This window comes from Micrococcus sp. KRD128 (genome assembly GCF_017168395.1).
GTDB lineage: Bacteria > Actinomycetota > Actinomycetes > Actinomycetales > Micrococcaceae > Micrococcus > Micrococcus luteus.
This window is the reverse complement of sequence record NZ_JABFAX010000019.1, coordinates 144696-171265: the sequence shown is the minus strand read 5'-3', so window position 1 is coordinate 171265 and position 26570 is coordinate 144696. Positions and strand designations below refer to the sequence as shown.

At 72.1% G+C, this 26570-nt stretch carries 27 protein-coding genes and 3 pseudogenes; 15 read left to right on the top strand and 15 right to left on the bottom strand.

The window, feature by feature from the left end; all coding sequences use genetic code 11:
- The first annotated feature begins 84 nt into the window (after nt 1-84).
- The 5 genes from J1M44_RS10400 to J1M44_RS10380 all read left to right on the top strand — a co-directional run bounded on the left by J1M44_RS10400 (nt 85) and on the right by J1M44_RS10380 (nt 4650).
- Nucleotides 85-561: an NUDIX hydrolase gene (locus J1M44_RS10400; protein WP_101965826.1), complete on the top strand. Its 477-nt coding sequence runs from the start codon at nt 85-87 to the stop codon at nt 559-561.
- Nucleotides 558-1706: a glycine betaine ABC transporter substrate-binding protein gene (locus J1M44_RS10395; RefSeq protein ID WP_145033003.1), complete on the top strand. Its 1149-nt coding sequence runs from the start codon at nt 558-560 to the stop codon at nt 1704-1706. The genes J1M44_RS10400 and J1M44_RS10395 overlap by 4 nt, the downstream gene beginning before the upstream one ends.
- 83 nt (nt 1707-1789) lie before the next feature.
- Nucleotides 1790-3028: a pyridoxal phosphate-dependent aminotransferase gene (locus tag J1M44_RS10390; RefSeq protein ID WP_145033000.1), complete on the top strand. Its 1239-nt coding sequence runs from the start codon at nt 1790-1792 to the stop codon at nt 3026-3028.
- Nucleotides 3021-3938: a PPK2 family polyphosphate kinase gene (locus tag J1M44_RS10385; RefSeq protein WP_145032998.1), complete on the top strand. Its 918-nt coding sequence runs from the start codon at nt 3021-3023 to the stop codon at nt 3936-3938. Before J1M44_RS10390 ends, J1M44_RS10385 begins: the two co-directional genes overlap by 8 nt.
- Nucleotides 3939-4065: 127 nt before the next feature.
- Nucleotides 4066-4650: a type 1 glutamine amidotransferase domain-containing protein gene (locus tag J1M44_RS10380; RefSeq protein ID WP_206480940.1), complete on the top strand. Its 585-nt coding sequence runs from the start codon at nt 4066-4068 to the stop codon at nt 4648-4650.
- Between the two features lie 114 nt (nt 4651-4764).
- On the opposite strand, the gene J1M44_RS10375 is transcribed toward J1M44_RS10380, so the two are convergent.
- Nucleotides 4765-5052 (bottom strand): exodeoxyribonuclease VII small subunit, encoded by a 288-nt coding sequence (locus tag J1M44_RS10375; RefSeq protein ID WP_049160329.1) that lies wholly within the window; start codon nt 5050-5052, stop codon nt 4765-4767.
- Nucleotides 5049-6362: an exodeoxyribonuclease VII large subunit gene (gene xseA / locus J1M44_RS10370; RefSeq protein ID WP_145032992.1), complete on the bottom strand. Its 1314-nt coding sequence runs from the start codon at nt 6360-6362 to the stop codon at nt 5049-5051. The genes J1M44_RS10375 and xseA overlap by 4 nt, the downstream gene beginning before the upstream one ends.
- A 188-nt stretch (nt 6363-6550) precedes the next feature.
- On the opposite strand from xseA, the gene J1M44_RS10365 reads away from it, so the two are divergent.
- The gene (locus tag J1M44_RS10365) at nt 6551-7639 is read left to right on the top strand and encodes a hypothetical protein (protein ID WP_145032989.1); all 1089 of its coding nucleotides are present in this window, start codon (nt 6551-6553) and stop codon (nt 7637-7639) included.
- A 53-nt stretch (nt 7640-7692) separates the two neighbouring features.
- Nucleotides 7693-8799, top strand: a complete 1107-nt coding sequence (locus tag J1M44_RS10360; RefSeq protein WP_144819109.1) for a 4-hydroxy-3-methylbut-2-enyl diphosphate reductase — start codon at nt 7693-7695, stop codon at nt 8797-8799.
- 120 nt (nt 8800-8919) lie between these two features.
- Here J1M44_RS10360 and J1M44_RS10355 read toward each other — a convergent pair whose 3' ends face one another.
- The 3 genes from J1M44_RS10355 to J1M44_RS10345 all read right to left on the bottom strand — a co-directional run bounded on the left by J1M44_RS10355 (nt 8920) and on the right by J1M44_RS10345 (nt 12521).
- On the bottom strand, nt 8920-10620 hold the full coding sequence (locus J1M44_RS10355) for a DASS family sodium-coupled anion symporter (RefSeq protein WP_206480939.1): 1701 nt from the start codon (nt 10618-10620) through the stop codon (nt 8920-8922).
- 138 nt (nt 10621-10758) lie between these two features.
- Nucleotides 10759-12018, bottom strand: coding sequence for a DNA recombination protein RmuC (gene rmuC / locus J1M44_RS10350; protein ID WP_145032980.1), 1260 nt, complete (start codon nt 12016-12018; stop codon nt 10759-10761).
- A gap of 65 nt (nt 12019-12083) precedes the next feature.
- Nucleotides 12084-12521, bottom strand: coding sequence for a hypothetical protein (locus J1M44_RS10345; RefSeq protein ID WP_051995311.1), 438 nt, complete (start codon nt 12519-12521; stop codon nt 12084-12086).
- Nucleotides 12522-12577: 56 nt separating this feature from the next.
- Here J1M44_RS10345 and J1M44_RS10340 point away from each other — a divergent pair, with 56 nt between their 5' ends.
- A complete protein-coding gene (locus J1M44_RS10340) occupies nt 12578-13105 on the top strand; it encodes an O-acetyl-ADP-ribose deacetylase (protein ID WP_065573512.1) in 528 nt (175 codons plus the stop codon).
- A 20-nt stretch (nt 13106-13125) separates the two neighbouring features.
- On the opposite strand, the gene J1M44_RS11795 is transcribed toward J1M44_RS10340, so the two are convergent.
- The 4 genes and pseudogenes from J1M44_RS11795 to J1M44_RS10325 form a co-directional block, all read right to left on the bottom strand.
- Complete coding sequence (locus J1M44_RS11795) at nt 13126-13743, bottom strand: response regulator transcription factor (RefSeq protein WP_241253024.1); 618 nt, start codon at nt 13741-13743, stop codon at nt 13126-13128.
- Nucleotides 13744-13806: 63 nt separating this feature from the next.
- Nucleotides 13807-14019: pseudogene (locus J1M44_RS11790) on the bottom strand (histidine kinase); the annotation flags it as partial.
- Nucleotides 14020-14597: 578 nt separating this feature from the next.
- The gene (locus J1M44_RS10330) at nt 14598-15392 is read right to left on the bottom strand and encodes an ABC transporter permease (RefSeq protein WP_145032972.1); all 795 of its coding nucleotides are present in this window, start codon (nt 15390-15392) and stop codon (nt 14598-14600) included.
- On the bottom strand, nt 15389-16360 hold the full coding sequence (locus J1M44_RS10325) for an ABC transporter ATP-binding protein (RefSeq protein WP_145032969.1): 972 nt from the start codon (nt 16358-16360) through the stop codon (nt 15389-15391). The genes J1M44_RS10330 and J1M44_RS10325 overlap by 4 nt, the downstream gene beginning before the upstream one ends.
- A gap of 226 nt (nt 16361-16586) precedes the next feature.
- Between J1M44_RS10325 and J1M44_RS10320 the strand changes: the two genes are divergently transcribed.
- Complete coding sequence (locus J1M44_RS10320; RefSeq protein WP_145032966.1) at nt 16587-17069, top strand: Hsp20/alpha crystallin family protein; 483 nt, start codon at nt 16587-16589, stop codon at nt 17067-17069.
- A 101-nt stretch (nt 17070-17170) separates the two neighbouring features.
- Here the strand turns inward: J1M44_RS10320 and J1M44_RS10315 are convergent.
- Nucleotides 17171-17629: pseudogene (locus J1M44_RS10315) on the bottom strand (GMC oxidoreductase); the annotation flags it as partial.
- A gap of 386 nt (nt 17630-18015) precedes the next feature.
- Between J1M44_RS10315 and ychF the strand changes: the two are divergent.
- Nucleotides 18016-19101: a redox-regulated ATPase YchF gene (gene ychF / locus J1M44_RS10310; protein ID WP_134377058.1), complete on the top strand. Its 1086-nt coding sequence runs from the start codon at nt 18016-18018 to the stop codon at nt 19099-19101.
- Nucleotides 19102-19324: 223 nt separating this feature from the next.
- Nucleotides 19325-20332, top strand: coding sequence for an IS481 family transposase (locus J1M44_RS10305; protein ID WP_206480937.1), 1008 nt, complete (start codon nt 19325-19327; stop codon nt 20330-20332).
- A 12-nt stretch (nt 20333-20344) separates the two neighbouring features.
- On the opposite strand, the pseudogene J1M44_RS10300 reads toward J1M44_RS10305, so the two are convergent.
- Nucleotides 20345-20449: pseudogene (locus tag J1M44_RS10300) on the bottom strand (IS5/IS1182 family transposase); the annotation flags it as partial.
- A gap of 335 nt (nt 20450-20784) precedes the next feature.
- Complete coding sequence (locus J1M44_RS10295) at nt 20785-21144, bottom strand: C40 family peptidase (RefSeq protein ID WP_186321690.1); 360 nt, start codon at nt 21142-21144, stop codon at nt 20785-20787.
- A 726-nt stretch (nt 21145-21870) separates the two neighbouring features.
- Here J1M44_RS10295 and J1M44_RS10290 point away from each other — a divergent pair.
- A complete protein-coding gene (locus J1M44_RS10290; protein ID WP_145032951.1) occupies nt 21871-22281 on the top strand; it encodes a four-helix bundle copper-binding protein in 411 nt (136 codons plus the stop codon).
- Nucleotides 22282-22509: 228 nt separating this feature from the next.
- Here the strand turns inward: J1M44_RS10290 and J1M44_RS10285 are convergent, their stop codons facing one another.
- The 3 genes from J1M44_RS10285 to J1M44_RS10275 form a co-directional block, all read right to left on the bottom strand.
- On the bottom strand, nt 22510-23631 hold the full coding sequence (locus tag J1M44_RS10285) for an L-dopachrome tautomerase-related protein (RefSeq protein WP_145033021.1): 1122 nt from the start codon (nt 23629-23631) through the stop codon (nt 22510-22512).
- Between the two features lie 185 nt (nt 23632-23816).
- Nucleotides 23817-24227 (bottom strand): FAD-dependent oxidoreductase, encoded by a 411-nt coding sequence (locus tag J1M44_RS10280; protein WP_410992358.1) that lies wholly within the window; start codon nt 24225-24227, stop codon nt 23817-23819.
- Nucleotides 24224-25148 (bottom strand): IS5 family transposase gene (locus tag J1M44_RS10275; RefSeq protein WP_186321689.1). Its coding sequence is split into 2 segments (ribosomal slippage): nt 24224-24772 and nt 24774-25148, totalling 924 coding nucleotides; the frame shifts between segments, so codons are not numbered across the junction. The genes J1M44_RS10280 and J1M44_RS10275 overlap by 4 nt, the downstream gene beginning before the upstream one ends.
- Before the next feature lie 325 nt (nt 25149-25473).
- On the opposite strand from J1M44_RS10275, the gene J1M44_RS10270 reads away from it, so the two are divergent.
- From J1M44_RS10270 to J1M44_RS10260, 3 genes are read left to right on the top strand one after another with little or no spacing between them, the layout of a single operon-like run.
- On the top strand, nt 25474-25734 hold the full coding sequence (locus J1M44_RS10270; protein ID WP_002855277.1) for a type II toxin-antitoxin system Phd/YefM family antitoxin: 261 nt from the start codon (nt 25474-25476) through the stop codon (nt 25732-25734).
- Entirely contained in the window at nt 25735-25989 is a 255-nt protein-coding gene (locus J1M44_RS10265; protein ID WP_049159304.1) for a Txe/YoeB family addiction module toxin, read from the top strand.
- Between the two features lies 1 nt (nt 25990).
- A complete protein-coding gene (locus J1M44_RS10260; protein WP_145032949.1) occupies nt 25991-26557 on the top strand; it encodes a mismatch-specific DNA-glycosylase in 567 nt (188 codons plus the stop codon).
- The last annotated feature ends 13 nt before the right edge of the window (nt 26558-26570 follow it).

The following is a 26570-nucleotide window of genomic DNA, read 5'->3' as shown; positions in this document are numbered from 1 at the left end:
CGCGGTGGGCGGTGCTCGTAGACTGGCCGGGCCCGCAGCGTCGCCCGCCGCGGGCCGTCCCACCGCCGCCAGGAGTCCGCAGCCATGAGCACCACCCCCGCCGCCCCGGACGCCGCCGGAGCACACCCCGCCGGCCCGTTCCAGACGCGCGCCGGCGCCTACGCCCTGATCGTGGACGGCGGCCGCGTCCTGCTCAGCTCGTGGCAGGGGCCCGAGTTCCTGCAGTGGACGCTGCCCGGCGGCGGCATCGAGCTCGGCGAGAGCCCGGAGGAGGCGTGCCTGCGCGAGGTGTGGGAGGAGACCGGCCACACCGCCGAGCTCACGGGCCTGCTGGGCGTCACGACCGGGACGATCCCGGTGGAGAAGCGCCTGCGGGGCGAGCCGCTGCCCCTGCTCACCGTGCAGGTCCTCTACACCGCCCGCATCACGGGCGGCGTCCTGCGCCCTGAGGTCGGCGGATCCTCGACGGACGCACGCTGGTTCGACCTCGCGGAGCTCAGCGGGCTGCGCACCGCCTCCTGGGTCACCGAGGCGCTCGCCCGTGCCGGGGTGGCCACGTGAGCCGCCCCGCCCACCGCCGCCCGACGGCCCTCGCCGCCTCCGCCCTCGCGCTGTCGCTGGCGCTGGGGGCGTGCGCGCGGCAGGCGGACGCCCCGCCGACGCCCTCCGCGTCAGGCGCACCGATCACGGTCGTGCACGGCGGCGAGGGCCTGGAGGCCGCCGTCGCGGCGGTCCTGGCCCGTCACCTGCGCCTGCACGGCCACGCCGTGGGGGACGAGGACGGCGTCGCCGTGGAGCAGCCCGCGTGGTCCGCCGCCGGCGGGGACACGGTCGCCGTCGTGGACACCCTGGCCCTGGCCGCCGCGGCCGACCCCGCAGCGGCGCTGCCGTCCCCGCCGACGCCGACGTCGACCCCGTCGTCGACGCCGACCGGGACGGAGGCCGGCCCGTCCGCGGACGCCGCGCCCACCCCCTCGGCCACCGCCTCCACCGCCGCCCTGAGCCCCACCGCGCTGCCCGTCGGCGACCCCGCGGCCGACGCCCCGGCGGCCGGGCGCGTCCTGGAGACGCTGCTCGCCGAGGAGACGGCCGCGGCGGGGACACCGCAGGCCGAGGCCCCGGCGGTGCTGTCCTCGTCGGCGGGTGTGCTGCGCCTGACCGCGGTCGTCACCCAGCCCACCGCGGCCCGGCTCGAGCTCGAGTCGATCACGGACCTCAACGGCCGGTGCGAGTCGCTCACCGCCGTCGCACCCCCGGCCCTGACCGCCGCGGCAGACCCGGACGCGGCCACGGCCCTGCGCGCCCGCCTGGACCGGCTCGCCGGCTGCCGTCCCGAGACCTGGCTGGCCGACACCGAGGACCCGACCGCCGCCGTCGTCGCGGACGAGGCCCAGGTCGCGCTGCTGACCGGAACGGATCCGGAGATCGACGCGAACACGCTCGTCCCGCTCGAGGACGACGGCCGCGTGCTCCCGGAGGGGCGCCTGACCGCCGTCGGCTCCGCCGCGACGCTGGATGACGACGCCGAACAGCGCATCGCCGAGGTGATGTCCGCCCTCGACGGCGACGGCCTGCGGGAGCTCGAACGGCTCACCACGGGCGCCGACCCGCTTCCTGTCGCCGAGGCCGCTCAGTACTGGCTGGTGGACCAGGGCCTGGAGGACGCGCCCGAGGACTGGTTCGTGCCCCGCGACCCCTGGTTCTGAGCTCGCACGGGGTCGGGGTGCCGGCCCGTGTCGCACGAACGCGACTGTGACGCACACCGCCCGGGGGGTGCCATGATGGGGGCATGCCGACCCCGCATCCCCGCCAGATCCGCCAGTCCGCCAAGCTGCTGAACGTCCGCTACGACGTGCGCGGCCCCATCCTGGAGGAGGCGCAGCGGATGGAGGCCGCGGGCCACCGGATCATGAAGCTGAACATCGGCAACCCGGCCCCGTTCGGCTTCGAGGCGCCGGACGCCGTCCTGGCGGCGATGCACCAGCACCTGCCGCACGCGCAGGGCTACTCGGACTCCAAGGGCATCTACTCGGCGCGCACCGCTGTCTCGCAGTACTACGAGTCCCGGGGCATCCGGGACATCGGCGTGGACGACGTGTTCATCGGCAACGGCGTCTCCGAGATGATCACGATGGTCCTCACGGCCCTGGTCGACGACGGCGACGAGATCCTCGTCCCCTCGCCCGACTACCCGCTGTGGACCGGCGCCACCACCCTGGCCGGGGGCCGGGCGGTGCACTACCGCTGCGTGGAGGAGGAGGGCTGGGAGCCCGACCTCGAGCACATCGAGTCCCTCGTCACGGAGCGCACCAAGGGCATCGTCCTGATCAACCCGAACAACCCCACCGGCGCGGTCTACTCCCGCGCCGTGCTGCAGGGCATCGTGGACGTGGCCCGCCGCCACAACCTCGTCCTCATGGCGGACGAGATCTACGAGAAGATCACCTACGACGGCGCCCGCCACATCAACGCCGCCGGCCTGTCCGACGACGTGCTCACCCTGACGTTCTCCGGCCTGTCCAAGGCCTACCGGGTGGCGGGCTACCGCTCCGGCTGGGTGGCCGTGTCCGGACCGAAGCAGCGGGCCGCCGACTTCCTCGAGGGCCTGACCCTGCTGGCCAACATGCGGATGTGCGCCAACGTGCCCGCGCAGCACGCCATCCAGGTGGCACTGGGCGGCTACCAGTCCATCGACGACCTCGTCCTGCCCGGCGGTCGGCTGCTCGAGCAGCGCAACCTCGCCCAGGACCGACTGAACGCCATCCCCGGCGTGTCCGTGCAGCCGGCCCACGGCGCCCTCTACCTGTTTCCGCGGCTGGATCCGGAGGTCTACGCGATCGACGACGACGAGGCGTTCGTCATCGAGCTGCTGCGGGCGAAGAAGATCCTCGTCTCGCACGGCGGGGCGTTCAACTACCCGCACACCGACCACTTCCGGCTCGTCACGCTGCCCAGCGTGAAGGACCTGGACGTGGCCCTGGACCGCCTCGAGGACTTCCTCGAGGACTGGAGGGAGCGCCATGGCTGACACCCCGGCCGCCGAAGCGGGACGACCCGCCCGCCCCACCGACGACGGCGTCTTCGACGCCCCCGCCCGGGAGCTGTTCGCCGCCCGCCGCGGGGACGAGGTCCGGGGCCCGGCCGACGTCGACGCCGCCGCGACGCCCGGCTACGGCGGGGACAAGGCGAAGGGCAAGAAGGACCTGGCCGCGCGCGGCGGGGCGCTCGCCGACCTGCAGGAGCTGCTGTTCGCCCAGTCGGTGCGCGACGCGCCCGTGGGAGAGGTGCCGTCCCTGCTGGTGATCCTGCAGGGCATGGACACCGCCGGCAAGGGCGGGATCATGCGCCACGTGATCGGGGCGATGGACCCGCAGGGCGTCCATCTGCACGCGTTCAAGGCGCCGACCCCGGAGGAGCGCGCCCACGACTTCCTGTGGCGCATCCGACCGCACCTGCCGCGGCCCGGCCTGGTCTCCGTGTTCGACCGCTCCCACTACGAGGACGTGCTCGTGCACCGCGTGCGCGGGCTCTCCCCGCTGGCCGAGGTGGAGGAGCGTTACGGGGCCATCCGCGAGTTCGAGGCGGCCGTGCGCGCCGCCGGGACGCGGATCGTCAAGGTGATGCTGCGGATCTCGCCGGAGGAGCAGGCCGAGCGGCTGCTGGCCCGCCTGGACGACCCCACGAAGCACTGGAAGTTCAGCGAGGCCGATCTCGACGACCGCGCCTACTGGGACCAGTACATGGACGCGTACCGGATCGCGATCGAGCGGACGGACACCGAGGACGCGCCGTGGTTCATCGTGCCGGCGGACCGCAAGTGGTTCGCGCGGCTGGCGGTGCAGCAATTGATCATCGAGACCCTGCAGGGGATGGGGCTGGACTGGCCGGAGGCGGACTTCGACGTCGCGGCCGCCCGCCGTCGGCTGCTGGCGGGCTGAACGCCGCCGTCGTCGAGATGGGCGGGCAGTGGTGGCCGGACCTTGCCAAGCACGGGGCCGCGGTGAGTTGATGGAGGGACATCGGGCGCCTCGGAGGCGCGCCGGATCCGATCCGAAAGGTGGACCCATGACTGAGAACGCCAACCAGAATGCCCCGCTGACCGGCAAGACCGTCGCGTTCCTCGCGACCAACGGCGTCGAGCAGGTCGAGCTGACCTCCCCGTGGGAGGCCGTGATCGCCGTCGGCGCGACCCCCGTGCTCGTCTCGCCGGAGTCCGGCACCATCACCGCGATGCAGTCCGACTGGGATCACGGCGAGTCCTTCGACGTGAACACGACGGTGAAGGACGCCAAGGCCGAGGACTTCGACGGCCTCGTGATGCCGGGCGGCACCCTGAACGCGGACGCCATGCGCGTCAACAAGGACGCCCAGGCGTTCGTGCGTGCCTTCTTCGAGCAGCACAAGCCGGTGGCGGCCATCTGCCACGCCCCGTGGACCCTGATCGAGGCCGGCGTCGTGGAGGGCCGCCGGTTGACCAGCTACCCGTCCCTGCAGAGCGATCTGAAGAACGCGGGCGCCCAGTGGGTGGACGAGGAGGTCGTCGTGGACAACGGGCTGACCACCTCGCGCTCCCCGGAGGACCTCGACGCCTTCAACGCCAAGGTCGTGGAGGAGCTGAGCGAGGGCAAGCACGAGGACCAGACCGCCTGACCGACGTCGGGAGCGAGCCGCGTGGGGGCGGGGGCCAATGGCCCCCGCCCCACCGTTTCTCGCACGAAAGCGTGGCGGAGGCCGCCGTTTCTCGAACGAAAGTGGGGGGCGTGGTCAGTCGGCGTCGGGGGCGGCCTCGCCGCGCACCTGGTCGAGGCGGGTGCGGGCGCCGTCCAGCCAGGCCTGGCAGCGGTCGGCCAGCGCCTCCCCGCGTTCCCACAGGGCCAGGGACTCCTCGAGGCCGGCGCCACCGGCCTCCAGCCTCCCCACGGTCTCCATCAGCTCGGCGCGCGCCTGCTCGTAGCTCATCCGGGCCACGTCCGAGACGTCCGCGGAGGTGAAGCCCTCCACGCCGCTGGGGCGGCCCGCGTCCTGCGTGTGCTCCATGCCCTGTTCACTCATGCCTGTCGTGTCCTCTCGTGGGATGGGGTCGGGGTGGTCCGATGCGTCGCGACGACGTCCGCGGCGATCCGTCCGGCCGCCACGAGGATGTCGAGCCGGTCGTCTGTGGCGACCTGATCGGCCTGGCGCACGAGTTCCCCGGCGTGCTGGACCACGGCGTAGCCGCGGTCCAGGGTGCGCTGCGGGGACAGGGCGCGCACGCGGGCGCGCAGCTGCGTGAGGGCGTCCTCCTCGCGGACGAGCCGGTGGCCCAGGGCAGACCGGCCGCGCTCGCGCCACCGGTCCGTCTCCTCCTGCCGGGTGTCCACCATCACGTGCGGACGGGCCAGCACGGGCCGGGAGCGCAGGGCCGCGAGCCCCTCGGCCTCGGCGCGCACGCGGCGCTCGACGGCCGCGGCCAGCCGCAGGCGCGCGTCGGCGAGTCCCGCGGCCTCCTGGGCCGCGTCCGGGACGATCCGCTTGGCCGCGTCCGTGGGCGTGGAGGCGCGCAGGTCGGCGACGTCGTCGAGGACCGGGCGGTCCGCTTCGTGGCCGATCGCCGAGACGACGGGCGTGCGCGCCGCCGCCACGGCGCGCACCAGCGCCTCGTCCGAGAAGGGGAGCACGACCTCCTCGAGCGCGCCGCCGCCGCGGGCGATGACGATGACGTCCACGGCCGGGTCGGCGTCGAGCTCGGCGAGCGCGGCGGCCACCTGCCGAGGTGCCTCGGCGCCCTGCACGGCGACCTCACGGATCTCGAACTCGGCGGCGGGCCAGCGCAGCAGGGTGTTGCGGAGCACGTCCTTCTTCGCGTCCGAGTCGCGGCCGGTGATGAGCCCGATCCGGTGGGGGAGCAGGGGCAGGGGCCGTTTGCGCGCGGGGGAGGTCAGCCCCTCCTCGGCGAGGGCCCGGCGCAGCAGCTCCACGCGGGACAGCAGATCGCCGAGGCCGACCGGGCGCATCTCCTGCACGTTCATGGACAGGCGCCCGGCCTTGAGCCAGAAGTTCGGCTTCACGCGCGCCACCACGCGGGAGCCCTGCTGGACGGTCCCGTCCAGGGTCATGGCGACGTTCCGCCAGGCGGTGAGCGGCAGGGAGACCTCCTCCTCGAGGTCCCGCATGGTCATGTAGACGTTGCCGCGGTTGTTCTTGAACTCGATGAGCTGGCCCTCGATCCACGTGGCGGGGGCACGCTCGATGTGGGCCTTGAGGTTCTCGGAGAGCCGGCGCAGGGGCCACGGCCGCTCGGCGGAGGTCTCGCCCGCGCGGGCGGGTGCCGAGACGGGCACGTCCGACGCCGCCGGGGCGCCCTCGGTCACGGGCTGGTCCATCCGGGTCCCTCCTGTCCGCGCCCGGTCCGCCCGGGCACGGGCCCACCGTACCGCCCTCGCCGGACGCGCAAGACGGCGCCCGGGCGTCCCCCGGGGCCGCCGCCGACCCGGTCGGGGCGCTCAGACCGAGGAACCTCCGGCCAGGATCGGTACGCTCGACGGGGTCGGAACGGAACGGAAAGGACCTCATGCGCACCACTCTCAGTGTCCTCGTCGCGGCCCTGGCGGGCCTGCTGGCGGTGCTCGCGACGGCCGGTGCCCTCGTCGACGAGGCGACGCACCGCCCGGAGCTGTTGCGCGGGGTGACGGAGCAGGTCGCGGTGGACCCCGAGGTCCGCGCCGCCGTGCCGGGCGTGATCGACGACGTCGTGCACGACACCATCCCCGAGCAGGTGCCGGGGCCGCTGGCCCAGGCGGCCGAGGACCTGCTGCGTCCGCTGGCCCAGCGCGTGGCGGACGACCCGCAGGTGGTGCAGGGCTGGTCCGACACCGCCGACGAGGCCCGGCGCGCCTGGCTCGCCCAGCTCGAGGACCCGCAGGGCGCGGACGAGCCCGGCTCGGGCGCGGACGTGACCATCCCGTTCGGTCCCGTCGCGCAGTCCGGGATCACCGCCGCCCTGGGCGACATCGAACGTGACCTGCGCGAGGACCGGTTCGACCTGCCCGCGCAGGCGCTGCTGGAGAGGATCGTGGGCGCGGACGTCGGCGACTGGGCCGCGGACACGCTGCTGGCGCCCCTGTACGACCGCGCCGCGGACCTGCGGGACAGCACCGCCCTGCGCATGGACGCGCGCATCGACGCCCTGGACGGCACGGACCGGGCCACCGTGCACCGCTGGGTGGACGCCTCCGCGCACTGGCGCTGGGCCGCCGCCGCCTCCGTGCTGGCACTCGTCGGCGCCCTGCTGCTCGCCCCCCGAGGGCGGCGGGGCCTCGCCGTGGCCGTGGCAGGTGCGGTCGCCCTGGCCGGCGGGCTGATCGGCGGCGCCCGCCTGGGTCCGGACGCGGTCCACCTCGCGGCGCCCGAGGGGGCCTCCCCGGGGGTGGCCGCGTTCGTCCAGCAGATGGAGGAGGCCGCCCGCCCGGCGTTCGCGGCCGCCGTCGCCCCCTACCCCCAGACCCTGACCACCCTGGGCTGGATCGTGCTGGCCGCGGGCCTGCTGCTGGCCCTGGCCGAGCTCTGGGTCGCTCGGCGTGGCCGGGTCCGTGCCGCCCGGGCGGACGGTCCCCCCGCGGTGGGCCGCTCCCACACCGCCGCCGACGTCACGTCGCGCTGAGCCCGCGGCGAAGCCCGGGCCCGGTCTGCGTCCCGGCCGATAGCATGGAGGGCATGTCCGCTCCTTCCGTCTCCGCCCGCCCGTCCGCCGTCGGCCTCGGGATGCCGCAGGTCCCGCGCGTTCGTCGCTCCCGTGAGGAGGTGGAGGCGGCCGCGCCCGTGTCCGGTGAGAAGCGCGTGCTGCTGGCCGCCCCCCGTGGCTACTGCGCCGGCGTGGACCGCGCCGTCGTCGCCGTCGAGAAGGCCCTCGAGCACCACGGCGCCCCCGTGTACGTGCGCAAGGAGATCGTCCACAACCGGCACGTCGTGGACACCCTGACCGAGCGCGGCGTGGTGTTCGTCGACGAGCTGGACGAGGTGCCCGAGGGCGCCCTGACCGTGTTCTCCGCGCACGGCGTGTCCCCGGCCGTCGTCGAGGAGGCCGCCCAGCGCAGCCTGCGCACCATCGACGCCACGTGCCCGCTCGTGACCAAGGTGCACCGCGAGGCCGTGCGCTTCGCCAAGCAGGACAAGCGGATCCTGCTGATCGGCCACGACGGCCACGAGGAGGTCGAAGGGACGTTCGGCGAGGCGCCCGAGCACACCACGGTGATCAACGACGTCGCCGAGGCCCGCACCGTCCAGGTGGAGGACCCGGACAACCTGATCTGGCTCTCCCAGACCACGCTCTCCGTGGACGAGACCCTCGAGATCGTCTCCGTGCTGCGCGAGCGGTTCCCGAACCTGCAGGACCCGCCCTCGGACGACATCTGCTACGCCACCTCCAACCGGCAGGCGGCCATCAAGTCGATCTCGCCGGAGTGCGACCTGGTGATCATCGTGGGCTCGGCGAACTCCTCGAACTCGGTGCGCCTCAAGGAGGTCGCCGCGGAGTACGGGGCCTCCCGCGCCGAGCGCGTGGACTTCGCCAACCAGGTGGACGAGTCCTGGTTCGAGGGCGTGGCCACCGTGGGCCTGTCCTCGGGCGCGTCCGTGCCCGAGGTGCTGGTCCAGGAGGTGCTCGCGCTGCTGGCCGAGTACGGCTACGGGCAGGTGGACGAGGTGGTGACCGCCGAGGAGGACATCATCTTCTCCCTGCCCAAGGAGCTGCGCGCGGAGATGAAGCGCGTGGGCGACGACGGGCGCGCCCTCGGCGGACGCCGCCGCGACGCTGAGGCCTGAGCGCACCCCTCGTCTCCTCGCTGAGGCCCGCAGACGCGCCGTCACGACGCCGTCGTAGCGGCGAGTCTGCGGGCCTCGGCGTTCCGGGCTGGCGGGTGGCTGGCCGTGGCGGGTCAGGGCTCAGAGTCCGAAGACCCAGACGAGCAGGGTCATCGACGCGAGGGAGATGAGCACGGCGGCGATGATGTTCAGCCACACGCCGCCCTTCACCATCTGGCCGATGGTCACGTAGCCGGAGCCGTACGCGATGGCGTTCGGCGGGGTGGCCACGGGCAGCATGAACGCGCAGGTCGCGGCGAGGGCGACGGGCGCGGCCAGCATGAGCGGGGCGACGCCGGTGCCCAGGGCCACGCCGGAGGCGACGGGCAGGAACGTGGCCGCGGTGGCCGTGTTCGAGGTCATCTCGGTCAGCAGCAGGATGCCGACGGCGGCGATCACCACGAGCACCCACACGGGGATGTCGCCGAGGCCCTTGACCTGCTCACCGAGCCACGTGGACAGGCCCGACTTGGAGAACTGACCGGACAGGGCCAGGCCGCCGCCGAACAGCAGGAGCACGCCCCACGGCAGCTCCTTCGCGGCCTCCCAGTCGAGCAGGCGCACGCCGCGCCCGGCCCCGCCACCGGCCGGCAGGAGGAACAGGATGAGTCCGACGACCATGGCGATGGCCGCGTCCGAGAGCAGCGGGGACTCCAGGTCCAGGACGTACTCGGAGATCAGCGGCACGGTGATCCAGGCCAGTGCGGCGAGGACGAAGACGGCGAGGACCTTGGCCTCGGGGGCGCTCATGCGGCCCAGGCGGGCCAGCTCGGCGGCGATCAGGTCGCGGCCGCCGGGGACCTCGTCGATCTCGGGGCGGAACAGCACGCGGGTCAGCAGGAACCAGCACGCGAAGAGCAGCACGACGGCGATTGGCACGCCGACCAGCATCCACTGGCCGAAGCCGATCTCCACGCCGTGCTCGGCGGCCATGTGGCCCGCGAGCAGGGTGTTGGGCGGGGTGCCGATGATGGTGCCGAGCGAGCCGATGGACGCGGCGTACGCGATGCCGAGCATGAGCGCGGTGCCGAAGTTCGACTTCGTGAGGGAGCGGATCTCGGCCTGCGTGGGGGCCTCGCCGGGCGCGGATGCGGGCGCGTCGGGGCGGTCGACCTGGTCCGCTCCCTCGTCCGCGGTCAGGGCGTCGTCCGTGCCGTAGCGCTGGACGAGCACGAGGATGGACACGCCGATGGGGAGCATCATCACGGCGGTGGCGGTGTTGGACACCCACATGGAGATGAACCCGGTGGCGATCATGAAGCCCAGGGCGAGGTTCACGGTCCTGGCGCCCATGAACGTCAGGACGCCGAGCGCGATGCGCCGGTGCAGGTTCCAGCGCTGCATGGCCAGGGCGAGCATGAAGCCGCCCATGAACAGGAAGATGACGTTGTTGCCGTAGCTCGCGCCGACGGCGTCGAAGGTGATGCCGCCGTCGGACTCCTCGGCGGGCACGCCGAGCGGGAAGATGACGAGCGGCAGCAGGGCGGTGGCGGGGATGGGCAGGGCCTCGGTCATCCACCACACGGCCATGAGCACGGCGGTGGCGGCGACGAGGCGGGGCCAGACGCCGAGGTCGCCCGGCATCAGCAGGAACAGGGCGACGGCGAGCAGGGGGCCGGCCACGAGGCCGATGATGCGCTTGACGTTCTCGCCGCCGGTCAGCGGCTCGTCACGCATGCCCGGAGAGAGCTCGTGTTCGAACTCCTGGGCGGCCGCCCGGGGGTCGAAGCGGGAGACGTGCTCGTTGACGTTGCTCGGCGGGGGGATCGATCGGGACTCCACGGGGCCTCCTCATCACGTCAGGCCCTCGGCGCGGCCTGGCAATTCTCTGTGAGTTTCACCGTATCAAGTGATCTGGATCACCAGAAGGCGATCCCCTCCCGGCGAGGGCCCACCCGCCCGGCGCCCGTGCGGCCCTGCTCACGCCTCCCGCGCCGACTCCGCCCGACGACGGCGCAGCTCGTCCTCCTCCACGCCCGCGACCAGTTCCGGGGCGGCCAGGGGCCGGGGTGCGGACTCGAGCGTGCGGATGTCCGGCGTGGGAGCCAGGCCCGGGTCGGCGTCGCGGAGGCGCCGGGCGGCGGGGAGCACGCGCGACTCGACGTTGCCGACGAGCTGGTTGTAGCGGTCCACGGCGGTCTTGAGGGAGCCGCCCATGCGGTCCAGGTGGGTGCCGAGCGTGCCGAGGCGCTCGTAGAGGTCCTTCGCGCTGGCCACCACGGTGTGGGCGTTCTCGGCCAGGGTGTCCTGCCGCCACGCGTAGGCCACGGACTTCAGGGCGGTCAGGAGGGAGACGGGGGCGACGAGCGCGACGTTCCGGGAGAACGCGTGGTCCAGCAGCCCGGGGTCCGCGTCCAGGGCCGCGGCCAGGAGCGACTCGGCGGGCAGGAAGCACAGGACCAGCTCGGGGGAGTGCTCGAGGCCGGCCCAGTAGGACTTCGCCGAGAGCTGGTCCACGTGGCGGCGGACGGCCGCGGCGTGCTGGGCGGCCAGCGCCTGGCGCCGCTCGTACGCCTCCTCGCCGGGCTCGTCCGCGAGGGCCTCGGCGGCCAGCGCGTCCCCGATGGGGGCCTTGGCGTCCACGGCCATGGCCTTGCCGCCGGGCAGGGACACCACGAGGTCCGGGCGGAGACGCTCGCCGTCCCTGCCGGACAGCGTGGCCTGCTCCGTGAAGTCCACGTGGTGGAGCATTCCCGCCGCCTCGACGACCCGCCGCAGCTGCGCCTCGCCCCAGTGGCCCCGGGCGGAGGTGGACTTGAGGGTGGCCATGAGCGAGGTGGTCTGGTTCAGCAGGTCACGGTCGGTGGCCGCGGCGGCGCGGAGCTGCTCCCCGAGCCGGCCGAACTGGGACGCCCGATCCCGTTCCAGCACGCTCACCTGCTCCTGGAGCGCCGCCAGCCGCTGGCCCAGCGGCGCGAGCGTGGACATCACCTGGGACTCCGCGCGTTGGCGTTCGGCGTCCTCGGCGCGCGCGGCCGTGAGCGCGCGCTGCTCCGCCCGGGCGGCCGCGAGCTCCTCTCGCGCGCCCTGGTGCTCGGTGCGCAGCGCGGCCAGCTCGGCCTGGGCCCGGCGGGCCTCTTCACCGCCGCCGGCCGACCGGCGCCACATGAGCCACGCGCCCACCAGGGCGCCCAGCACGAGTCCGAGGATGAGGGCGAGCAGCAGGCTGAGGATCTCCATGCCCCCACCCTCGCAGGCCGCAGGGACACGTTAGGCGGCGGCGCGCCGTCGTCGTGGTGGGCGGCTCAGCCGAAGAGCGGGTTGGGGCCGTTGGCCACGACCTGCGGGTCGCCGTCGACGCGGGCGGCGATGCCCGCCGCGGCCACGCCGGGCAGATACGGGAAGACCATGCGGGTCGAGGCCAGGGCGGCGGCGTCGAAGGCCTCCACCGCGACAGCCGGGCGGGGTCCGTCCGCCGTCTCGATCTCGCCGTCGAACACGGCCACCGCCCGCGTGGGGCGCGGGCTGATCTTCGCGACCGTGGCGGCCGCCTGCTCGGGCTCGAGGTCCGGGTGCTCCCACATGCCGCGCTGGCCGTCGGCGGCGACGGCGAGGATCGTGGGGGCGAACACGGACTGCCGGCCGAGCGTGTCGAACACGTGCTCCACCGCGAGGCTGATCAGCGGCAGCAGCTCGCCGCCGGGAGGCGTGGGGGTCGGGCCGGTGGGCGTGGGGGTGCTCATGGGGCCGAGGCTACCGGCCCTGTCCGACGGCGCCCACCCGCGCCTAGCGTGAACCCATGCAGCTCACCATCGCCCCCGGGGACATCACGGCCACGCGCGCGGACGCCGTCGTCAACGCCGCCAACTCCACCCTGCTCGGCGGCGGAGGCGTGGACGGCGCCATCCACCGGCGCGGCGGCCCCGAGATCCTGGCCGAGTGCCGCCGCCTGCGCGAGACCGACCTGCCGGAGGGGCTGCCCGCCGGGCAGGCCGTGGCGACGACGGCGGGGCGCCTGCCCGCGCGCTGGGTCATCCACACGGTGGGCCCGGTGTGGGCCAAGACGATCGACAAGTCCGACACCCTCGCCTCGTGCTACCGCGAGTCCCTGAAGGTGGCGGCCGGGCTCGGCGCCCGGACGGTCGCGTTCCCGGCGATCTCCGCGGGGATCTACGGCTGGCCCATGGAGGACGCCGCGCGGATCGCCGTCGAGACCTGCCACGCGATGGCGGACGAGGTGGGCGGCACCGTGGACGAGGTGCTGTTCGTGCCGTACGGCGAGACGGCGGAGGCCGCGTTCCGTGCGGCGCTCGGGCGTCTCACCTGAGCGCCTCCGCTGAGCCGCCCCTACAGCCACCCGCGGTCGCGCGCGACCGTCGCGGCCTCGCCGCGCGTGCTGGTGGCCGTCTTGCCGATCGCCGCGCTCAGATGGTTGCGCACCGTGCCCGCCGAGAGGTGCAGGCGTCCGGCGATCGCCCGGACGGAGGCTCCCGTGAGCGCTTCGCGCAGCACGTCGACCTCCCGCGGGGTCAGCGGGCTGGGCCCCGCCGCGAGGGTGTCCACCGCGAGCGAGGGATCCACCACGCGCTCGCCGCGGGCCACCGCGCGCACGGCGTCGGCGAGCTGCTCGGCCGGGGTGTCCTTGACCACGAATCCCCGGGCCCCGGCGGCCAGGGCCCGCTCCAGGTAGCCGGGGCGGCCGAAGGTCGTCACCATCAGCACGGCGCAGTCCAGGCCGCGGTCCCGGATCCGGCGCAGGGCCTCGAGCCCGTCCACGCCGGGCATCTCGATGTCCAGCAGGGCGACGTCCACGTCATGGGCCTCGACCGCGTCCGCCACCTCGTCCCCGGAGGCGGCCTGGGCGACGACGGTCAGGTCCGGCTCGGTGTCCAGGAGGGCGGCCAGGGCGCGGCGACGCTCCGGCACCTCGGTGACGGCGCCGGGCGGCGGGGCCTCGACGGCCATCCCGGCGTCCCGCAGCGCCCCCATGGAGAGGGAGAGCTGCCCGCCCAGCTCCGGGGCGGCGAGCTCGGCGACGGCGGCCCGCGCCTCGGCGAGGGCAGTGCGGGACAGGGCGATCACCTCGGCGGCCTCCTGCTTGGCCCGGGCGGGGTCCGTGTCGATCAGCCGGTGCACGAGCTGGGTCTTGACGTTGATGGTGGTCAGGGAGTGGCCCAGGATGTCGTGCAGATCCCGGCCGAGCCGTTCCCGCTGGCCGGCGAGGTCGAGTTCATGCGTCATCTCCATGACCCGGTCGTCCCGGCCGATGGCCAGGCGCATGCCCACCAGCACCACCAGGACGACGGCGAGGTTGCCCAGCACGACGGGCAGCGCCGGATCGCCGGGGAAGAACAGCAGCCCGGCCGTCAGTGCCGCGGCCACCGTGACACCGGCGCCGATCAGGCCCACGCGGAGCCGGTGGGGGAAGAGCCATGCGGCCACGAGGAAGGGGGAGTAGAGCAGGGCGTGGACGCCCAGGATCCGGGTCAGCACGGCCACGCACGCGGCGAGCACGAGCCAGGTGAGGATCGTGTTGGCCCAGGCAGGCCACGCGCGCACCGGGCGCGGCACCACGAACGCGGCCAGGTAGACGAGGACGAAGACCGCGATGGCCGCCACCCCCAGGATCGCCTCGCCCCGCCCGTCCCCGGGCGTGAACGCCCGGCGGAGGAGCTCGACGAGGACGAAGCCGAAGCTGATGAGCCACACCCCGGCGAACCCCAGCGTGGACGGCCACAGGTGCAGCGGCAGGACGGCGGGGTCGTGCTCCGCCGTGCCGACCGCCGGGCGGGCCGGCGCCGGGGATCCTCCGTCGGGGCTCATGCGCGGGCCGTCCGGGAGCGGGAGGCGAGCAGGCAGACCACCGCGAACACCGCCGTCCAGGCCAGCAGGTTCACGAGCGGCAGCCACAGCGGGTCCGCGGCGGCGGCGGGTTCCGTTCCCATCGGTGCCCTCTCTCCCTCCATCTGCGGCCACCGGGCGAGGGCGCCGGCCCCGTACACCGGAGTGAAGCGCCCGATGTCCAGCATGATCCCCGAGAGCGGGACGAAGAGGTTCCCGAGGAAGCCGAACACCACCAGGATGCCCGACGCCGCGGACACGGCGGCCTCCGAACGGAAGAGCAGGGCGGCCGCCAGGCCGAACAGCGCGAACGGCAGCGAGGACACCAGGGCGAGGGCGCCCGTCGTGAGCCAGCGCAGCGGGCCGTCGAGCTCGGCGCCTGTGAGCGCGCCCGCGGCGAGCACGGCGAGCACGGGCAGGGCGGCGATGGCCAGGGCCACGAGGCACTTGCCGGCGAGGTAGGCGCCCGGGGTGAGCGCGGTCAGGGAGAGCTGGCGGCCCCAGCCGGACTGGCGCTCGACGGCGGCCGAGCCGGCGATCGAGGTGGTGGCCATGACCGCCCCGTACACGGCCATGCCGGTCATGGTGTACGCGGACACGTTCCCGTGGCCGACGGGGAGGTCTCCCCAGTCGGAGAGCGCGCCGAACATGAGGTAGAGCGCCACGGGGAGGACGACGATGAAGAACGAGCTCTCGATCATCCGCACGTTGCGGACGAACTCGCGGCGTGCGTAGCCGACCAGGCGGCCGGGGGCGGTGGTGGTCGTGCTCATGCGAGGGACTCCTGCGGCTCGGAGGGTGCCGGCTGGCCGGCGTCGGTCAGGGAGAGGAACACGTCGTCGAGGGAGGCGTGGGTGATCGCCAGGTCCTCGACGAGGCGCTCATTCAGCAGATGGCGGGCGACGTCGTCGCCGGTGACCGAGCCCCCGCCGGGGACGCGCACGCGCAGGCGGCCGGGGGAGAGGTGCTGTGGTTCGAGCTGGACGGCGTCCTGCGGCAGGCCCAGGGCGGCGGCGAGGCGGGCGGGCGCGTCCGGATCGTCTCCGCCGCCGGCCCAGCGGCCCGTGAGGGTGACGGACCCGCCGGTGGCGAGCTCGGCGGGCGTGCCGTCCGCGTGGATCCGGCCCTCGCGCATCAGGACGATCCGGTCCGCGAAGTCCTCGGCCTCGGGGAGGAAGTGGGTGGCGAACACGATGGTGCGGCCCCGGTCCGCCTCGGCGTGCATGGTGTCCCAGAAGTCGTGGCGGGCGCGGACGTCCATGCCCGCGGTGGGCTCGTCCAGGATCAGCAGCTCGGGGTCGGTGAGCAGGGCCAGGGCGAAGCGCAGCCGCTGGCGCTCGCCTCCGGAGCACTTCTTCACGCGGCGGCCGGCCAGCCCGGTGAGGCCGGCGCGCTCGAGGGCGGCGGGCACGCCGATGTGGCGGCGGTGGCAGCCGGCCACCATGGCCACGGTCTCGCGCACGCTCAGGTCCTCCAGCAGGCCGCCCGTCTGCAGTACCGCGCCCACCCGGCCCTGGCGGACGGCGGCGACGGGGTCGGCGCCGAGGACGCGGACCGTGCCGTCCGAGGGTGGGCTGAAGCCCAAGGCCATGTCCAGCAGCGTGGTCTTGCCGGCGCCGTTGGGCCCGAGGAGGGCGAGGACTTCGCCGACGGGGACGGTGAGATCCACGCCGTCCACGGCCCGGACCGGTCCGAAGCGCCGGGTGAGTCCCCGGGTTGCGAGTGCGGGTGCGTTGCTCATGGCTCCAGCCTCGCCGCGGGGCGCGCCCCGTGGGAGCGGCAGACGTCAGGAATGCGCCATGACGGATGTCATGGGTGGGCCCCGCCGAGGCGGGCGGGCCGCCCTCCAGAAAGTTGAGCGAAGTTCACGCAGATTTCTGGAATAGGTTCGCCGGGCGTGCTGTTGTGGTGATCAGACGCCGCGGTGTCAGCGGCGCCCACCCGACTCCCGAGGAGAGTGAACCGACATGGCCCGTCCCATCGATCCGTTCCGTGAGATGGAGCGTCCCTTCCGTGAGATGGAGCGCCTGGTGAACGGTCTGACGACCCGCGCGACCGGCACCGCGTCCATGCCCATGAACCTGTACCGCGAGGGCGACGCCTTCGTCGCCGAGGTCGAGCTGCCCGGCGTCGACCCGGCCTCCATCGACGTGGACGTGGAGGAGCGCACGCTCACCGTCCGCGCCGAGCGCAAGGAGGACCCGGCCCGCGAGGACCGCCGCTGGCTCACCCGTGAGCGTTCCGCCGGCACCTTCGCCCGCCAGCTCACCCTGGGCGAGGGCCTGGCCCTCGACCGCATCCAGGCCGACTACAGCGACGGCGTCCTGACCCTCACCATCCCGGTGGCGGAGCAGGCCAAGCCCCGCAAGATCTCCGTCACCCACGGCGGCGCCGCCCCCGTGGCCGCGCAGACCGTGGAGGGCGAGACCGCCGAGGCCTCCGGCGAGTGATCGCCCTCTGACGGAGCCGCGCCCGCGACCGGCGCGCGGCCCGTCCCCCGAACGCAGATGCGGCGGGCCCCCACTGGGGGCCCGCCGCATCTGCGTGGTGGTCAGGCGCGGTCGGCCAGGATCAGCTGCGCAGCCTTCTCACCGATCATGAAGCACGTGATGTTGGGGTTCACGGTCACGTGCTCGGGCATCACGGAGTCGTCGGCGACGCGCAGCCCCGTCACGCCCTTGACGCGCAGGCGGGCGTCGAGCGGGCTCATGGCGTCGGCGTCGGCGTCGGTGCCCATGCGCACCGAGCCCACCGGGTGATACACGGTGTTGTGGGTGCGGCGCACGTCGTCGGCGATCTGCTCATCCGTCTGCGCCTGCTCGCCCGGGGCGAGCTCCCGGCCGACCCACTCCGCCATGGCCGGCTGGGAGACGATCTCCCGGGCCAGTCGGATGCCGGCCACCGCGACGGCCATGTCATGGCCCTCCGGGTCGGTGAAGTAGCGCGGGTCCACGGCCGGCTTGTCCCGGTAGTCGTTGGAGCGCAGGCGCACGGTGCCGCGGACCTCGGCGTCGGGCGGACCCGGTGGCCCTGCGGTCTCGGCTGTCGCCCACTGTTCGGCAGACACAGGTGTGCGTCCTCTCATCGGGGTCAGGGCGACCCGACCACCCTCCAGATCGGTCATCTGGGCGGGGCTGCGTGCTGGGCGGTGCGAGTCTCTGGGTTCCGTGGGGGCTGGGGCTGGCGGGCCCCGTGGCCGCTGGGCCTCTGGGTTCCGTGGGCGGAAAAGCGAAGGTTTCTGCCCCCGGACGCGAAAACCCTGCCGGTTCTGCCCCCGGAACGGGGGAGAGCGCGCTTTCTGCCCACGGAGCGGGCGGGGCTGCTGGTTCTGCCCATGGAATGGGGCCGGTGCGGGACGCGTCCGCCTCGGCGGGCCCGCCGGTAGACTGCCGGACTGTGGCTTTGACTATCGGATTCGTGGGACTGCCCAACGTGGGCAAGTCGACCCTGTTCAACGCGCTGACGCGCCAGACCGTGCTCGCGGCGAACTACCCGTTCGCGACGATCGAGCCGAACGTGGGCGTGGTGAACCTGCCGGACGAGCGTCTGCCGCAGCTGGCCGAGATCTTCGGCTCCGAGCGCATCCTGCCGGCGACGGTGTCCTTCGTGGACATCGCCGGCATCGTCAAGGGCGCCTCTGAGGGGGAGGGCCTGGGCAACCAGTTCCTGGCGAACATCCGCGAGGCCCACGCGATCGCCCAGGTGGTGCGCGCGTTCGACGACGGCGACGTCGTCCACGTGGACGGCAAGGTGGACCCGGCCTCGGACATGGAGACCATCAACACCGAGCTGATCATCGCGGACATGCAGACCGTGGAGAAGGCGATCCCGCGCGTCGAGAAGGAGGTCAAGGGCAAGAAGAAGGAGCCCGCCGACCTCGAGGCGCTGCAGGCCGCGCTCGCAGTGCTGGAGCGGGGCGAGACGATCTTCGCCGCGAAGGACAAGGACAAGCTGGACATGGACCGGCTGCGCGAGCTGAGCCTGCTCACCGCCAAGCCGTTCATCTACGTGTTCAACTCCGATGAGGGTGTGCTGGGGGACGAGGCCAAGCAGCAGGAGCTGCGCGATCTGGTGGCCCCCGCCGACGCCGTGTTCCTAGACGCCAAGCTCGAGTCCGACCTCGTGGAGCTCTCCGAGGAGGAGGCCGCCGAGATGCTGGAGATGGCCGGCCAGGACGAGTCCGGGCTGGACCAGCTGGCCCGCGTGGGCTTCTCCACCCTCGGCTTGCAGACCTACCTGACGGCGGGGCCGAAGGAGACGCGCGCGTGGACCATCCCGGTCGGCGCGACCGCTCCGGAGGCCGCCGGCGTGATCCACACCGACTTCCAGCGCGGGTTCATCAAGGCCGAGATCGTGAGTTTCGATGATCTGATCGCTGCCGGCTCTATGGCTGATGCCAAGGCTGCCGGTAAGGTGCGCATGGAGGGCAAGGATTACGTGATGAAGGACGGGGACGTGGTTGAGTTCCGGTTTAACGTGTAGTTTCAAACTGACTGCGAGGAGTAACTCCGTTGCTCTCTACGCGGACTGGGTGAGAACAGCCGGTGCGATCGGAGTTCGCACCGGCTGTTCTTGTACCCAAGCGGCCCTAGGTGTTGTCGGTCATGAGGTTCTTGCCACGGGGTACGGGCTGAGATGAGACGAGCGGGCCCCTGCCGCAGGATGGAAGTTCCTCAACAACCCACCTGCTAGAAGAGACCCGCTCATGACTCACGCTAACGCACCCCTGACCCCGACCGGCCGGCTGCGCATGGTCCAACGCCACCTGCACGACGGGATCCCGCAAGCACACGTGGCAGCCGAGTTCCGTGTGAGCCGCCCCACGGTGGCCACCTGGGTGGCCCGCTACCGCGCCCAGGGAGAAGCCGGCCTTCAGGACCTGCCCAGCCGGCCGCACCGTTCACCTGCCCAGCTCGATCCGGTCCTGGTCGCCCAGATCCACGCCCTGCGGCGGGAGCGCAAGTGGTCCGCACGGCGCATCCATCACCACCTCGTCTCCGAGGGCCACCGGGTGTGTCTTCGTACCGTGGGACGGTGGCTACACCGACTCGGGATCTCCCGCCTACGGGACCTGACCCCGGCCGGAGAAGACCTGCGCCAACGACCGCAGAAGATCACCGCCTGCGGCCCGGGGCACATGGTGCACATGGACGTGAAGAAAATCGGGCGCATCCCCGAGGGGGGCGGCTGGCGTGCTCACGGCCGGGACTCCGAGAACGCGCGGGCGGCCAAGCGCGGGCCTGGCTGCCGGGTCGGGTACACCTACCTGCACTCGGCGATCGACGGGTACACCCGGCTGGCGTACACCGAGGCGCTGGAGGACGAGAAGGCGGTGACCACGATCGGGTTCTTCTGCCGGGCGCGGGCGTTCTTCGCCGCCCACGGCATCACCGTGGACCGGGTGGTCACGGACAACGGGAACAACTACCGGGCCGTGGACTTCACCGCGAAGGTGGTCTCGCTCGGGGGCCGGCACCACCGGATCCGCCCCTACACCCCGCGTCACAACGGGAAGGTCGAGCGGTACAACCGGCTGATGGTGGACGAGGTCCTCTACGCCCGCCCGTACTCCTCAGAGACGGCCCGGCGTGAGGCGTTGGCAGTGTGGGTGAACCACTACAACTACCATCGGCCTCATACCTCCTGCGGGAACATCCCGCCGGCCTCGTTGGCCCCGGCGCGAGTCAACAATGTCATGCCCTCCTACAACTAGGGCGTGTCTCCCTTATGCGCGCAGCCAGGTGAAGATGGCGCAGAGGGTGACGGCGGCGCGGTAGGTGATCGCTAGCTTGTCGTAACGAGTGGCCAAGCCGCGCCATTGCTTGGCTAGGGCATGTCCCGAGCCACCCTAAACCGACGCATCCGCGCCATACCTGCTGCAAATCAGCGCTCTTGGCGCTGCCCCATCGTCTGCAAGCGACAACAGGGGAGGGGGAGCCATCCAGACTTGTGTCATATGACGCCCCATCACCAGGAGGACCACCGGACGGGGACGACGGGACGCGGCCCAAGGCATGTCGACGTTCGTCCACGTGAGCTGCTGGCGTGTCCGGTGGGGTTCGGTCAGCGGGACAGCGGGGTGGGCACGGTGGCTGAGGTCTCCTGAGATCGAACGGCCCCGAGGCTTTCGTCTTGCGGGGCCGTCCCGGGGTGGTGGCGTGCCGTTCAGTAGCGGGCGGCGGTGCCCATCATGTTCCAGGGGCTGTAGTCGACAGCGGTCACGGCCACGCCCATTTGCGGGTTGCGGGCGTGGGCGATCTGGCCGTCGCCGATGTACATGGCCACGTGGTAGGTAGATCCCGGAGGCCGAGCCGTTGTTGGACCAGAAGACCAGGTCACCGACCTGGAGGTCGTCAGGGAGACGTATTGGCTAGCGGCCGCATATTGGGCCTTGGAGTTCAGAGGCAGCTCAATGTCGGCCTGCGCGAACGCGTTCTGAATGAAGCCGGAGCAGTCGTAGCCGGTCGGGCCATTCCACCCCAGACGTAACCGACGCCCGGATCGGCAGCCTTGGCCGTAGCCCACTGCACGGCCGCCCCCCAACCAGTACTACTGGAGGAAGCGGTGGAGTAAGAGGCCCGCTGGATATCCTGGGCCGGCTCACTGCTGGTCGCGGACGAGTGCGTGTGAACCCTGGAAGAGCGGGACGTCTCGGCGGCGGCACCGCCCTCCCACGTTCAGGAATTAGCAGTGGAGCCGCTGGGCGCGGAGTGGGCGCCCTCGTTGGCTGCGGCCGGGCCCATGCCGGCCACCGTGGCTCCCACCACGGTGGTCAGGCCTATCGCACCCATGGTGAGGGAACGGCGGTACTGGGAACGGCGGGCATTGCTTCAGCCTCGATGCGGGCACGGCGGGTGGGGTAGGACATGGGTTACCTCGGTAGACATTGGCGTGCATTTTCTGGACTTTTTCCACGGCCTCCTAATTCGGCGTCGAGCAAGTTATCACTTAGTCGAAATGGTCCGTGACCAGAACGTTATGCAACAATGCGGATTCGTGATCTGGTCGCAATTTGCCGGAGTGCCAAGTTCCGAGCCGATTCAGGGTTGAGCCGGGCCCGGAAAGGCCGTCATTTCGGGCCTAGCCGCCCGCTCGAACGGCTCGGGCGGAGCCCGTGGCCAGCTGGGATCTTCACGCAATCTTCAAAGTTGAGCCCCTTTTCCGGGCCGGGCGGGGGGTCTATGGTGGGTTGCATGGCGGGCCGGTTCCGGCCGGTTCGTTTTCCGAACCGCACCGATGAAGGAGTAAGCCATGACCCATCACGTGAGCTCGATGCTGGAGACCTACCCGAAAGACTTGGGGGACATCGACCGGCAGAAGCTGGCCGAGTGCATCGAGGCCTGTTTCGAGTGCGCTCAGACCTGTACGGCCTGCGCGGACGCGTGCCTGGCCGAGGACATGGTCGCAGAACTGAGGCAGTGCGTCCGGTTCAATTTGGATTGCGCCGACATCTGCGCCACCACCGGGACGGTGCTGTCCAGGCAGACCGGCAACAACGTCGAGACCACTCGTGCCCTGCTGGAGGCCTGCCGGACCGCCTGCAAGACGTGCGGGGACGAGTGCGCCTCCCACGCTGAAATGCACGAGCACTGCAAGATCTGCGCTGAGGCTTGCCGGCGCTGCGAGCGGGCCTGCGCCGAGTTGCTCGCCTCCCTGGGCTGAGCGCAGTCCAGGCCCATGCCGTAATGCCGGTCAGGGCCAGCAGGCGTGGAACATGTGCTGCTGTCCCTGACTGGCCCGGCGGTACAAGAACATCCCCGCAGGAGGAGAACTCGACGTGTCAAAGACAGAGCACAGCAGTGACCTGTAGCGCCCGTTGCGTCCTGACCTCGGAACGAAACCCAGGCGCTTCACTTGTGCATGGCTGCATCCAGTTCCGTCCCGCTGTGGTCAGCGCAGCAGGACGGGTCGGGCGTCGATGCGGGTGCGGAAGAGGGTGTAGGGCTTGACCCGTTCATCCTGCCCCTGCCGGTAGTCGGCCTGGCGGTGGAGCTGGTTCGCGGTGATGTAGAGGTAGCCGTCGGCCGCGACCGAGAGCGTGTCCGGCCACAGCAACCGAGGGTCGCTGACCACGGTCTCCCACGCCCCGACGGTGTCGACCCGACGCCGCAGCACCGCGTTGTGCTCGTAGTTCGTCGCATACACGTTGCCCTGTGCGTCGGACTCCAGGCCGTCGCCGGCCCCGCCCTTGTCGCCTTCATCACGCACGGTCGCGGCCACCGCCGCCTCATCCAGGGCTCGGTCCACCAGCGCGTCGGTAGCCACACTGTAGAGCCGCCGGGATGCCAGCGGGCAGTAGTAGAGGCGGGCGCCGTCGGCGCCGATGGCGATTCCGTCCGCGCCCATCGCGATCGCCGGCGCCACGGTCCCGTCCTCCTGGCGGGCGACCATCGGGCGGCCCTCGACAATCGGCACGAAGTCTGTGAGCGGCTCGGCCTTCGTGGAGGGGTGCTCGTGCAGCCGCCGCCAGCTCTGACCGGTGGCCAGGTCCACCACCACCAGCGCGTTGGGTCCCTGGTCGGAGGAGTCGGTGAGGTAGGCGACGCCCTCGGCTCCGCGGCGCAGGTCGAAGCGCACGTCGTTGAGGTAGCTGGTGGGCAACGCGACATCCTGGGGGAACAGGATGGTCTTGACCACTGTGTCGCTGGTCAGGTCGACGCAGACGAGCTTGGGCCCGCCGTAGGTCGTGGGCTTGAATAGCGGGCTTCCGGTGTCCAGGATCCACAGCCGGTCGGCAGGGTCCACCACCACGCTCTGCACCGAGACCAGGGTGTTCGCCAGGTCGTCGGAATCGGTGCGATTGATGGCCTCGTTCGGGTAGGCCACCGCCTCGCCGTCGCGAATTTCGGCCACCGTGAAGGCGACGTCATCGCCCCACTTCGGATAATTGACGAAGATCCGCCCCCGGTGCGAGACCGTGACGCCGGTGAGCATGGGGCCGTGGAAATGGGCCACCTCCTCCAGCTCGCCCACCGGCTGCTCCGCGGGCAGGCTTTCCGATCGATTCTCCATCACATCGCTCCTGTCGGTCGGGCTCGTGCTCGAAACGGTACACCGGGTTCCCGGCCGCCGGGGCGGGAGCCTTCGGGCAGGACCAGTTCTGCCCGGCAGTCCCAGTGGGTCGCGGTGTGCGGTGCCCAGGGCCCCGGTGCATGGAGAGCCCCCGTCCAAGTCACGTAAGGGGAGTGGTGCGCCGGTCAGCTGGTCCGGGCCACGGCGCTGAGCAGGGTGACCGCGACCGCGTCGATCTCGTGCGCTTCCACGCCGCCGACCTGGTTGAGCACCCGCAGCCGCGCCAGGACGCTGTCTCCGATCGCCAGGACACCGTCTGATGAGACCAGCTCGACGTCGAAGTGCTCGGCCCACTCATCCCAGACGCCGCGGCTTTCGCGCGCGAAAGCAACGAGTCGCGGGTCGTCGTGGGCATGTCGGAAGATCCGCGACTCGCCTCCGGACTGACCCGTCCCGGGCAGACCAGCCTCGTACAAGCGCACCGGCACGCACTGCTCCCGCAGCGCGTACGCCGTCGACAGACCAACGATCCCACCCCCGATCACTGCTACCTCGGGTGAACGCGTCGTGGCAACGCCGTCGTCAGTTCCTGTCATCGTGGTTCCTCGATCTGTTGGTGATGAGCGATACGCCGCAGGAGAAGGGCCGCTGCCACGACGCCAGCGGGCTGTGTAAGCCCGCAGTCGCCGCGCCATTGCTTGGCTAGGGCGAAGTGGCGTTCCACGACGTTGCGCCCGCGGTAGGCCTGGGCGTCGAAGGCCGGCGGCCGCCCGCCGCGGCTGCCGCGACGGGCTCGGGCCGCGATCTGGTCCCGTTTCTCCGGAATTACCGCGGTGATTCGGCGGCGGCGCAGCTCGTTGCGAATCACTCCGGTGGCATAGGCCCGGTCGGCGATCACCGCCTCCGGGCGGGCTCGGGCGGCGCCGGCGCCGAGTCGGGGAATCTGGATCTCGGCCAGCACCTGCGCCAGCACGGCCCCGTCGTTGCGCTGCCCGCCGGTGACGATCGCGGCCAGCGGCCGGCCGCGGACATCGACGGCGTGGCGAATCTTGGTCGTCAGCCCGCCGCGGGAACGCCCGATGCCGTGCCCGGGCGGCTCAACCTCATCCAGCGGCAGTTTCTTGTGATTCGCCCCGGCCCCCTGTGTCCTGGTCCGGACGAGTGGTGTTCGTGGCGTGCTGATGGGCCCGGGCGATGGTCGCATCGACCGAGACGGCCCAGTCAATCATCCCGGCCGCATCGGCCTCGGCCAGCACCTGGGTCAGCACCCGATCCCAGGTCCCATCCGCGGCGTAGCGACGGTGGCGCTTCCACACCGTCTGCCAGGGCCCGAACTGCTCCCGGGGCAGATCCCGCCACGGGACCCCGGTCCGATACCGGTAGGCGATGCCCTCCACCACCCTGCGGTGCTCCCCGAAGGGGTGCCCACGCCGGCCCTGATTCGAGGGCAGCAACGGCTCGATCCGCTCCCACTGCGCGTCCGTGAATACCTGATACCGCGACCCTGTCGACCTCACCCGACCAGCCTGCCGCGAGCCTCACCACCGATAAGGGAGACACGCCCTAGGGCAGATGGGACTTCAACGGCGATGTTGTGGCGAACAGGGTTCGGCCGTGTCGATGGTCCTCAGGACAATAGAACGGCCCGCGGGGGCCTGCGTCAGGAGAGCGGGTGTGGACATCTTCGGGAAGCCCAAGGCGCTCCTGGGAGAGCAGGGGACGCCGTCGCCGCGCCCACGGACCACGAGGGCAAGGAGATCTGCATCCCGCACGGCACCCCCGAGTTCGACAGCTCCAACTGGTACCATAAGCAAGTACCACATCGTACCCGAGGAGGCCAGCATGTCCATCAGCGCCAGTGAAGCCCGCAAGACCCTGTTCCCGCTCATCGAGCGAGTGAATGCGGACCGCGACGCCGTAGAGATCGTCTCCCGCAAGGGGAACGCCGTCCTCATGCCCGCGGACGAGTACGCCGCCTGGCAGGAGACCGCCTACCTGTTCCGCTCCCCGGCCAACGCCCGACGGCTGCTGGACGCCTACGAGCGAGCCCGCGCAGGGAGCGTTGAGGAGCACGCTCTGGACCGCCTGGACGGGGACGCCTGAGTGCGCCTCGTGTGGGACCGCTCCGCCTGGGAGGACTACACGCACTGGCAGACCACGGACCGCAAGGTCCTCAAACGGATCAACACCCTCATCGACGCGGCCCTGCGTGATCCCTTCGAGGGGATCGGCAAGCCCGAGCAGCTGAAGTACGGCGCGGCCGGGGCATGGTCCCGGCGCATCACGGAGGAGCACAGGCTCGTCTACCTCGTCGACGGCGAGGACCTGATCATCCTCCAGGCGAGGTATCACTACTGACATGCGCTTCACCCAGGCCGAGCTCCAACAGTTCCGCGACCGCACCGTCGCCGACCTGCTGCCGGACCCGCTGCGGCTGCTGTTCATCGGCATCAACCCCGGCCTGTGGACCGCCGCCACCGGTGCGCACTTCGCCCGCCGCGGCAACCGCTTCTACCCGGCCCTGTACCGCGCAGGGCTCACCCGACACCTGATCGACGCCTCCGACGGCTACAAGGCCGAGGACCTCGCCGAGCTGCACGCCCGCGGCATCGGGATCTCCAACCTCGTCCCGCGTGCCTCCGCCCGCGCCGACGAGCTCACCGCGGAGGAGCTCGCCGCCGCCCCCGCCCGTCTGGACGCGCTCGTGGCAGCGCATGCGCCGGCCGTCGTCGCCGTGTTGGGGGTGACGGCCTACCGGCAGGCGTTCGGACGCCCGAAGGCGGCGCTGGGGGAGCAGGAGACGCCGTGGCCGGGCACGCGGCTGTTCGTGGCGCCGAACCCCAGCGGGCTCAACGCTCACGCCACCCTGGACTCGCTCGCCGCGGACTACCGTGCGGCCGGTGCCGCGGCGGGGCTCGTGGACTGAGTGCACCCGCCGT